A 7305-nucleotide genomic window follows, 5' to 3' on the forward strand; every position below is an offset into this window, starting at 1 on the left:
TGCAGATGTCGCAATCCACACCGAGCCAGAAGGCCCTCACTCATTTCAAGATCACCCGCCCGTGAACCCCGTCACCAACCTCCGTGGTCAGTACATCTAGCCGCTCCAGCCCACGTCCTGGAAGCGCGGCCAGCCGAAGCCGTACGCCCCCGCGCCGACCACCCCGGCCCGGACGCCGACCAGCTCCGGACGCTGGTAGAGCGGCACCGAGTGCCCGAACTGCCAGATCCGCGCGTCCGCCTCCTGGAGCAGGTCCAGCCGGGCCTGCGGGTCCAGCTCGGCGGCCGCCCGGTCGAACAGTCGGTCGATCTCCTCGGTGCCGGCCCGGCCGAAGTTGCTGCCCGGTTCGGGTGTGCCGTCGGCGTCCGGCCGGGGCTTGGCGTACGCGGGGCGCTGCTCGCTCGCCGGACTGGGGCCGGCCGGCCAGGAGAACAGCGCGAGGTCGTAGTCCCCGGCCGTCAGGCGGTCCCCGACGAAGGACTCGGCGGGCGCGGCCACCTGCTGCACCGCGATCCCGGACTCCGCGAGGCCGGCGGTGAGCGCGTCGGCGGTGCGCTTGGCGGTCGCCGAACCGGCCGGGACGAGCAGAGAGAGGGCGAGCGGCGTGCCGCCCCTGGCCCGGGTGCCCCCGTCGGCGGGCCGCGTCCAGCCCGCCTCGTCCAGCAGCCGCCCCACGTCCGCCCGGCCGGCCGCGCCGCTGTTGTCCCGGTAGCCCTCCTGGTCGCCCGCGAGCAGGTGGCTGCCCAGCGGCGCGGCGGGCAGGCCCAGCGGGGTGAGCGCCGCGTCGGCGATCCGTCGCCGGTCGACGGCCCCGGTGAGGGCGCGACGCACCAGCGGGTCGGTCAGCGGGCCGCGGGTGGCGTTGAGGGTGAGCTGGGTGAGCGAGGCCGCGGCGGCCCGGTGCACGGTGACGCCGGGCAGCGACTCGGCCCGCCGCAGCGCCGTCGCCGCCGCCTCGGGGGCGGCCTCCGGTGCCGCCTCCGGCGGGGCCGCGGGCGGCGGCGCGGCCGGGGCGGACGCGCTGGGCACCGGCTGTGCCCGGTCCACCGCCGCGGTGAGCGTGGCGACGTCCAACCGGTCCTGGTCCAGCGCGTCCAGCCGCCGCTCGGGCGCCACGGCGAGGAAGTCGATCCGGTCGGCCTTCGGCGGGTCGCCCCACCAGAGCGGGTTGCGCTCCACGGTGACCTTCCCGCCCTCGGTGTCGTACCGGGAGAGGACGTACGGCCCGGCGCTCGGCCGGCCCCCGTCGGTCAGCGCCCGGGCGAAGGCGGCCGGGGTGGCCGTGTCGGCGGCCGGGTAGAGCGGCCCGAACAGCGCGCGCCACTCGGCGTACGGCCGTCGGAAGGTCACCCGCACCTCGTGCGGGTCGGCGCCCTGCGTGATCGAGTCGACGGCGTCGTACCCGGCCGGGCGCACGCCCCGGTAGGCCGGGTCCCGGCCGGACAGCGCGGCCCGCTGCGCGTCGAGGTCGGCGGCCGAGAGCGGGGTGCCGTCGCTCCAGACGGCTTGCGGGTTGAGCCGGTAGGTGACCACCTGGGGCTGCTGCCCGGGCGGGGTGGACTCGGCGTCCTCCAGGTAGTCCGGGTCGGGGACGAGCCGGCCGTGCTCGTCGGGCCGGAACAGCGCGGGGTACAGCGCGTGGGCGAGCAGCGCCGAGTCGGCGCTCGCCGCGTCCTGGTAGACGTTCAGCGTGGCCGGGACGCCGTCCAGCGCCCAGCGCAGCGTGCCGCCGTCCCGGACGCCGGCCCGGTCGGCGAGCCGGACGTCCCCGGTGCCGACGGTGGGATCGGCCGCGGCGGGCGCCGGGGCGGGGGCGCGGGCGGGGCCCGGGTCGTCGGAGCAGCCGCCGAGGCTGGCGGCGAGCAGCAGCGCGACGGCTGCGGCGGTGAGCTGGCGGACGCGCATGGCGGCCATCGAACGCCGCCCCGGGCCCCGATCCGCCCCGACACGGCGGGCGGCCGGGCGACTGCACCCGTCCGGCCCACCGTCTCCCCGCTACAGCGCCAGCTCGAACCAGACGATCTTGCCCTTCGGCGTGCGCCGGCTGCCCCAGCGCTCGGCCAGCAGGCTGACCAGCTGGAGGCCGCGCCCGCCCTCGTCGGTCTCCTGGGCGCGCCGCTGCCGGGGCTGCGCGTAGCCGTCGTCCCAGACCTCGCAGACCAGGCCGCGCTCGCGCAGCAGCCGCAGCCGGATCTCGCCCCGGCCGTGCTTGAGCGCGTTGGTGACCAGCTCGCTGACCAGCAGCTCGGTGGTGTCGACCAGTTCTTCCAGCCCCCGGGTGAGCAGCCAGCTGCAGGCCAGCTCGCGGGCCTTGGCCACCGAGGTGGGCTCGGGCGGCAGGAACCAGTTGCCGACGGCGTCCTCGGGGAAGGCGTGCACCTTGGCCATCAGCAGGGCGATGTCGTCCTCGCCGTGGTGCGGGTTGAGCTCGCCGAGCACGTGGTCGCAGAGGTCTTCCAGGCCCTTGCCCTCGCCGGAGAGCGCGGAGCGGAAGGCGCGCAGTCCCTCGTCCAGCTGGTGCTTACGGCTCTCCACCAGGCCGTCGGTGTAGAGGGCGAGCACGGCGCCGTCCGGGAGGGTCAGCTCGACCTCCTCGAAGGGCTCGCCGCCGACGCCGAGCGGCAGCCCGGGCGGCACGTCGAGCATCCGGGCGCTCTCGCCGGGGCTGAGCAGGACGGGCGGCAGGTGGCCGGCGTTGGCGAAGACGCAGCGGCGGGTGACGGCGTCGTAGACCGCGTAGACGCAGGTGGCCAGGTAGACCTCGCGGGCCTGCTCGTCGGCCGTCGAGGTGAGCCGCCCGTACGGGGTGGGCGGGCCGGCCGGCACCGTGTCGCCGCCGAGGCCGCGGGCGATCTCGTCGAGGGCGGTGAGCACCTCGGCCGGGTCCAGGTCGAGCATCGCCAGGGTGCGGACGGCGGTGCGCAGCTGGCCCATCGCGACGGCGGCGCGCAGGCCGCGGCCCATCACGTCGCCGATGACCAGCGCGGTGCGGTTGCCGGGCAGCGGGATGACGTCGAACCAGTCGCCGCCGACCTCGGTGTTGTTGTTGCTGGGCAGGTAGCGGCAGGCGATCTCCAGGCCGCTGGCGGCCGGGTTTCCCGGGGGCAGCAGGCTGCGCTGGAGGATCAGCGCGCGCTCGTGCTCGCGCCGGTAGAGCCGGGCGTTGTCGATGCAGACGGCCGCGCGGGCGACCAGTTCCTCGGCGATCGCGACGTCGCGGGCGTCGAAGGGCTCGCTGCCGATCGCCCGGGAGAGCTGGACGAGGCCGAGCACCTGGTCGCGGGCGACCAGCGGGACGATCAGGGTGGAGCGCAGCAGCGGGTCGGGCCCGGGCTCGGGGATGACACTGCGGCCGGTGCGCAGCGCCCGGGCGTGCGGGGAGCGGCGCGGGTAACAGAGGGTGCCGCCGGCTTCGGCGATCGGCAGGCCGGTGACCGAGCCGAGCACCGAGGAGGCGCCGCCGACCACGCTGGAGACGGCGACCCGGCGCAGTTCGCCGCTGCCGTCGGTGAGCACGGTGTCGCCGAGCCGTCCGGCGCTGGGCACCGTCTCGCCGGAGAGCAGCGCGGTGTACAGGTCGACGGTGGCGAGGTCGCAGAACGGCGGGACGACGACGTCCAGCAGTTCCTTGGCGGTGGTCTCCAGGTCGAGCGTGGAGCCGATGTGCGCGCTGGCCTCGTTGAGCAGCGCGAGGTTGCGGCGCACGCCGTCGGCCTCGCGCTCGGCGACGTGCCGGCTGGTGACGTCGGAGACCTGCCCGGCCACGCCCGTGGTCTGCCCGGCGGAGCCGTTCAGCCGGTACAGCGAGACGGCCCAGAGCCGGTTGCCCTCGCGGGTCGGGACGGCGCTGTGGAAGCGCAGGTCGAAGACGGGCTCGCCGGTGGCCAGGACCTTGCGCAGGGCGGCGCTGAGCCGGTCCGCCTCGGACGGCGGGAAGAGGTCGTGCGGGGTGAGGCCCTCCAGGTCGGTGGGGACGAGTCCCATGCCGGAGGCGAAGGCGTCGTTGACCCGCTGCAGCCGCAGCCGGTCGTCGAACAGCACGAAGCCGGTGGGCGTCTGTCCGAAGACGGCCTCGGAGGCGGCCAGGTCGGTCTCGATCCGGCGCAGCCGGCCGAGGTCGACGGCCAGGCAGGTGGCGCCCGCGGTGGGCATCGAGCTGTCGGGCATCAGGTAGAGCTCGGCGAGGCCCTCGCCGCCGGTGGCGTCCCGGTACGGGGTGGTGCCGACCCACTCCTCGCCCGCCAGGGTGCGCTCCAGCCGGGACCGGCCGCGCCGCCAGAGTTCGCGGGGCACGAAGGTGGTGATCGGGTCGGCGCCCACGGCCTCGGCGGCCGGGACGCCGAAGAAGTCGGCGGCGCGCTCGCTCCACTGGCTGATCCGCCCGTCGGGGCCGATCGCGAAGGTCGCGACCCGGATGTAGTCGTAGATCGTGCCGGGGTCGCCGCCGCTCCACGACCGGCTCTCGGCGGCGGGGTGGTGGCCGCGGCGGGCGGCCCCGCCGTCCCGTACGGGCAGGTGCGGGGAACCGGCCTGCCCGGGTACGGCGGCATGACCGCTGCTGCTGCGCGCGCTCCGCGCCGGAGTGCTGTTCAACGGACCGACCCCTCCAACCCGCGACCGTCCGGATGTCGAGAAGACCGAGTATTCATCATCGAGGGGTACGTTCACACGCCCTCAACATCACAACATCAGATCGGGCGAAGGTTTTTGTCCTACCGCCCGCGCAACCACAATGCCACGCTCGCGCCCCCTGCCGGAGCGCGCGCTCCCCTTGAGCGCCTGTCGGCATGTACGGCCCCGCTCTCCTGTTGCCCGCTGTGATCACGATCCGTCGGGCTCATTACCCGGCAGCGCCTGCTCGAACCAGACCACCTTGCCGATGCCCTCGGCGCGGGCCCCCCAGCGCAGCGCCAGCCGGTGGACCAGCTCCAGACCGCGCCCGCCCTCGTCGGCCTCGGCCGCGTGCCGCTCCCGGGGCGGGTCGGGCAGCGGGTCGGAGATCTCCACCAGCAGCGTCTCGCCGAGCGTCAGCCGGACCCCGATGGGGGCGCTGGCGTACCGGACGGCGTTCGTGACCAGCTCGCTGACCAGCAGCTCGGCGGTGTCGGTGAGCTCCTCGACGCCCCACTCGACGAGCGTGGCGCGGACCAGCCGGCGGGCCCGGGAGACGGCGGTGGGCTCGGCCGGCAGGGTCCAGCCCGCCGTCGGGGTGCCTGCCCGGCCGTGGCCGAGCCGGGCCAGCAGCAGCGCGACGTCGTCCGGCTCCCGGCCCTGTTCCATGGTGTCCAGCACCGCCTCGCAGGCGGCCTGGATGGAGGCGTGCGGCTCCTGGAGGACACTGACCAGCCGGCCGAGACCGACGTCCAGGTCCTTGTCCCGGGACTCGACCAGGCCGTCGGTGCACAGCGCCAGCAGGCTGCCCTCCGGGATCTTCAGTTCGACCGATTCGAACGGGACCCCGCCCACGCCGAGCGGGGTACCGGAGGGCAGGTCGAGGATCCGGCCGACGCCGCCGGGCAGCGGACCGCCCTCGTGGGTGGGCTCCGGGGGCTGGGTGCCCGGCACCACCAGCACCGGCGGGATGTGCCCGGCCTTGGCGACGGTCAGCCGGGCCGTCCCCGGGTCGAACACGGCGTAGACGCAGGTGGCCAGCAGCGCCTCGTCCGGCCCCTGGGCGAGGTCGTCGGCCAGCTCGTGGACGTGCCGCAGCAGGACGTCCGGCGGCAGGTCGAGGGCGGCCAGCACCCGGACGGCGGTGCGCAGCCGTCCCATCGTGGCGGCGGCCCGCAGGCCGTGGCCCATCACGTCGCCGACCACCAGCGCGGTGCGGTCGCCGGGCAGCGGGATGACGTCGAACCAGTCGCCGCCGACCTCGGTGCCGCTGCTGCCCGGCACGTACCGGTAGGCGACCTCGACGCCGGTGGGCTGCGGGACCTGCTGCGGGAGCAGGGTGCGCTGGAGGGTGAGCGCGGCGGTGCGCTCGCGGGCGTAGAGGCGGGCGTTGTCCAGCGAGCTGCCCGCCCGGTCGGCCAGCTCGACGGTGAAGGCCAGGTCGTCCCGGTCGAAGCCCTCGCGGTAGCCGGCCCGGCTGACCAGCAGCAGGCCGATCACGATGCCGCGGGCGCGCAGCGGCACCACCAGCAGCGAGTGCACGCCGAGGTCCCGGGCGGCCTGCAGCTTCGGGTCGCCGGGGTAGGTGACGTCGTCCAGCTGGTCGGCGCCGGAGAGCAGCTCGGGCACGCCGGTGCGCAGCACCCGGCCGCAGGCGGAGTCCTCGGCGAAGGTGATCCGGGCGCCACGGCGCAGCATCACGTCCACCTCGGGGCCGTCCTGGACGGAGGCGGTGCCGAGCTGGAGCAGCGAGGTGCGCCGGTCGTGGCCGTGCCGGGGCAGGTCGTCACCGTGCGCGACCGCCTGGAGCAGGATCACCGCCGCGTGGTCGGTCAGCCGGGGGACGACGGAGCCGGCGAGTTCCTGGGCGATCCGGGAGGCGTCCAGCAGGTCCCCGACCCGGGAGCCGAACTCGTTGAGCAGCGAGAGCCGGCGCCGGGCGTGTTCGACCTTGGCGACGGCCCGGTAGCGCTCGGTCACGTCCATCACGGTGCCGGAGATGCCCAGCACCCGGCCGGAGCGGTCGGTCATCCGGCTGTAGGAGATCGAGCGGTAGCCGGCCCGGGTGGTGACCGGGGAGGCGAGGGTGACGTCGATGACCGGCTCGCCGGTGGCCAGTACCTGGCGCTGGATGGCGGTGATCTCGTCGGCGGCCCGCTCCGGCAGGGTCTCGCCGGTGGTGCGGCCGACGTGGTCCTCCAGGGCGACGCCGTTCATCTCGGCGAGGGTCCGGTTGACGGCGGTGTAGCGCAGGTCGGTGTCCATGATGGCGATGCCCAGCGGGGACTGTTCGAACAGCGCGTCGCGCACCGCGAGGTCCCGCTCGACGGCCCGGACGGCGGCCGCCTCGGCCATGTTGACCTGGAGGAACGGGGTGCCGTCGCCGTCCACCAGGAGGGAGATCCGGGCGTCCACCGAGACCGGTGCGCCGTCCCGGTCGAGCAGGTCGGCGGGGCCGGCCCAGCGGCCGTGCCGCAGCGTCTCCTGGATGGCGGCCCGGATGCGGGCGACCTGCTCCGGGTCGGGGATCAGCTCGTCGATCCGGCGGCCGACCAGCAGCTCGTTCGGCCAGCCGAGCAGTTCCTCGGCGGCCGGGCTCCAGAGCACCACCCGGCCCGCGGTGTCGAGGATCGCGATGGCGACCTTGAGCAGGTCCAGCAGGCTGCCGTCGGCGGGCGTGCCGGGGGCTTCGGG

Annotated in this window: 3 protein-coding genes; all 3 read right to left on the minus strand. The window is 75.6% G+C overall.

Going from position 1 to position 7305, the window contains the following annotated elements; all coding sequences use genetic code 11:
• Positions 1–96: 96 nt before the first annotated feature.
• Positions 97–1905 carry an ABC transporter family substrate-binding protein gene (locus ACFRMQ_RS35420; protein ID WP_380734913.1) on the minus strand — a complete coding sequence of 603 codons (1809 nt, stop codon included), beginning with the start codon at positions 1903–1905 and terminating at the stop codon, positions 97–99.
• 90 nt (positions 1906–1995) lie between these two features.
• Complete coding sequence (locus ACFRMQ_RS35425) at positions 1996–4593, minus strand: SpoIIE family protein phosphatase (RefSeq protein WP_380734914.1); 2598 nt, start codon at positions 4591–4593, stop codon at positions 1996–1998.
• A gap of 228 nt (positions 4594–4821) precedes the next feature.
• Positions 4822–7305: SpoIIE family protein phosphatase (locus tag ACFRMQ_RS35430; protein WP_380734915.1), on the minus strand; the 2484-nt coding region annotated here is incomplete at its 5' end.

The sequence above is a fragment of the Kitasatospora sp. NPDC056783 genome, assembly GCF_042789895.1.
Lineage (GTDB): Bacteria > Actinomycetota > Actinomycetes > Streptomycetales > Streptomycetaceae > Kitasatospora.

Coding starts and splice junctions, on each gene's coding strand:
- ACFRMQ_RS35420 (WP_380734913.1), bottom strand. CDS start 1,905: ATGCGCGTCCGCCAGCTCACCGCCGCAGCCGTCGCGCTGCTGCTCGCC.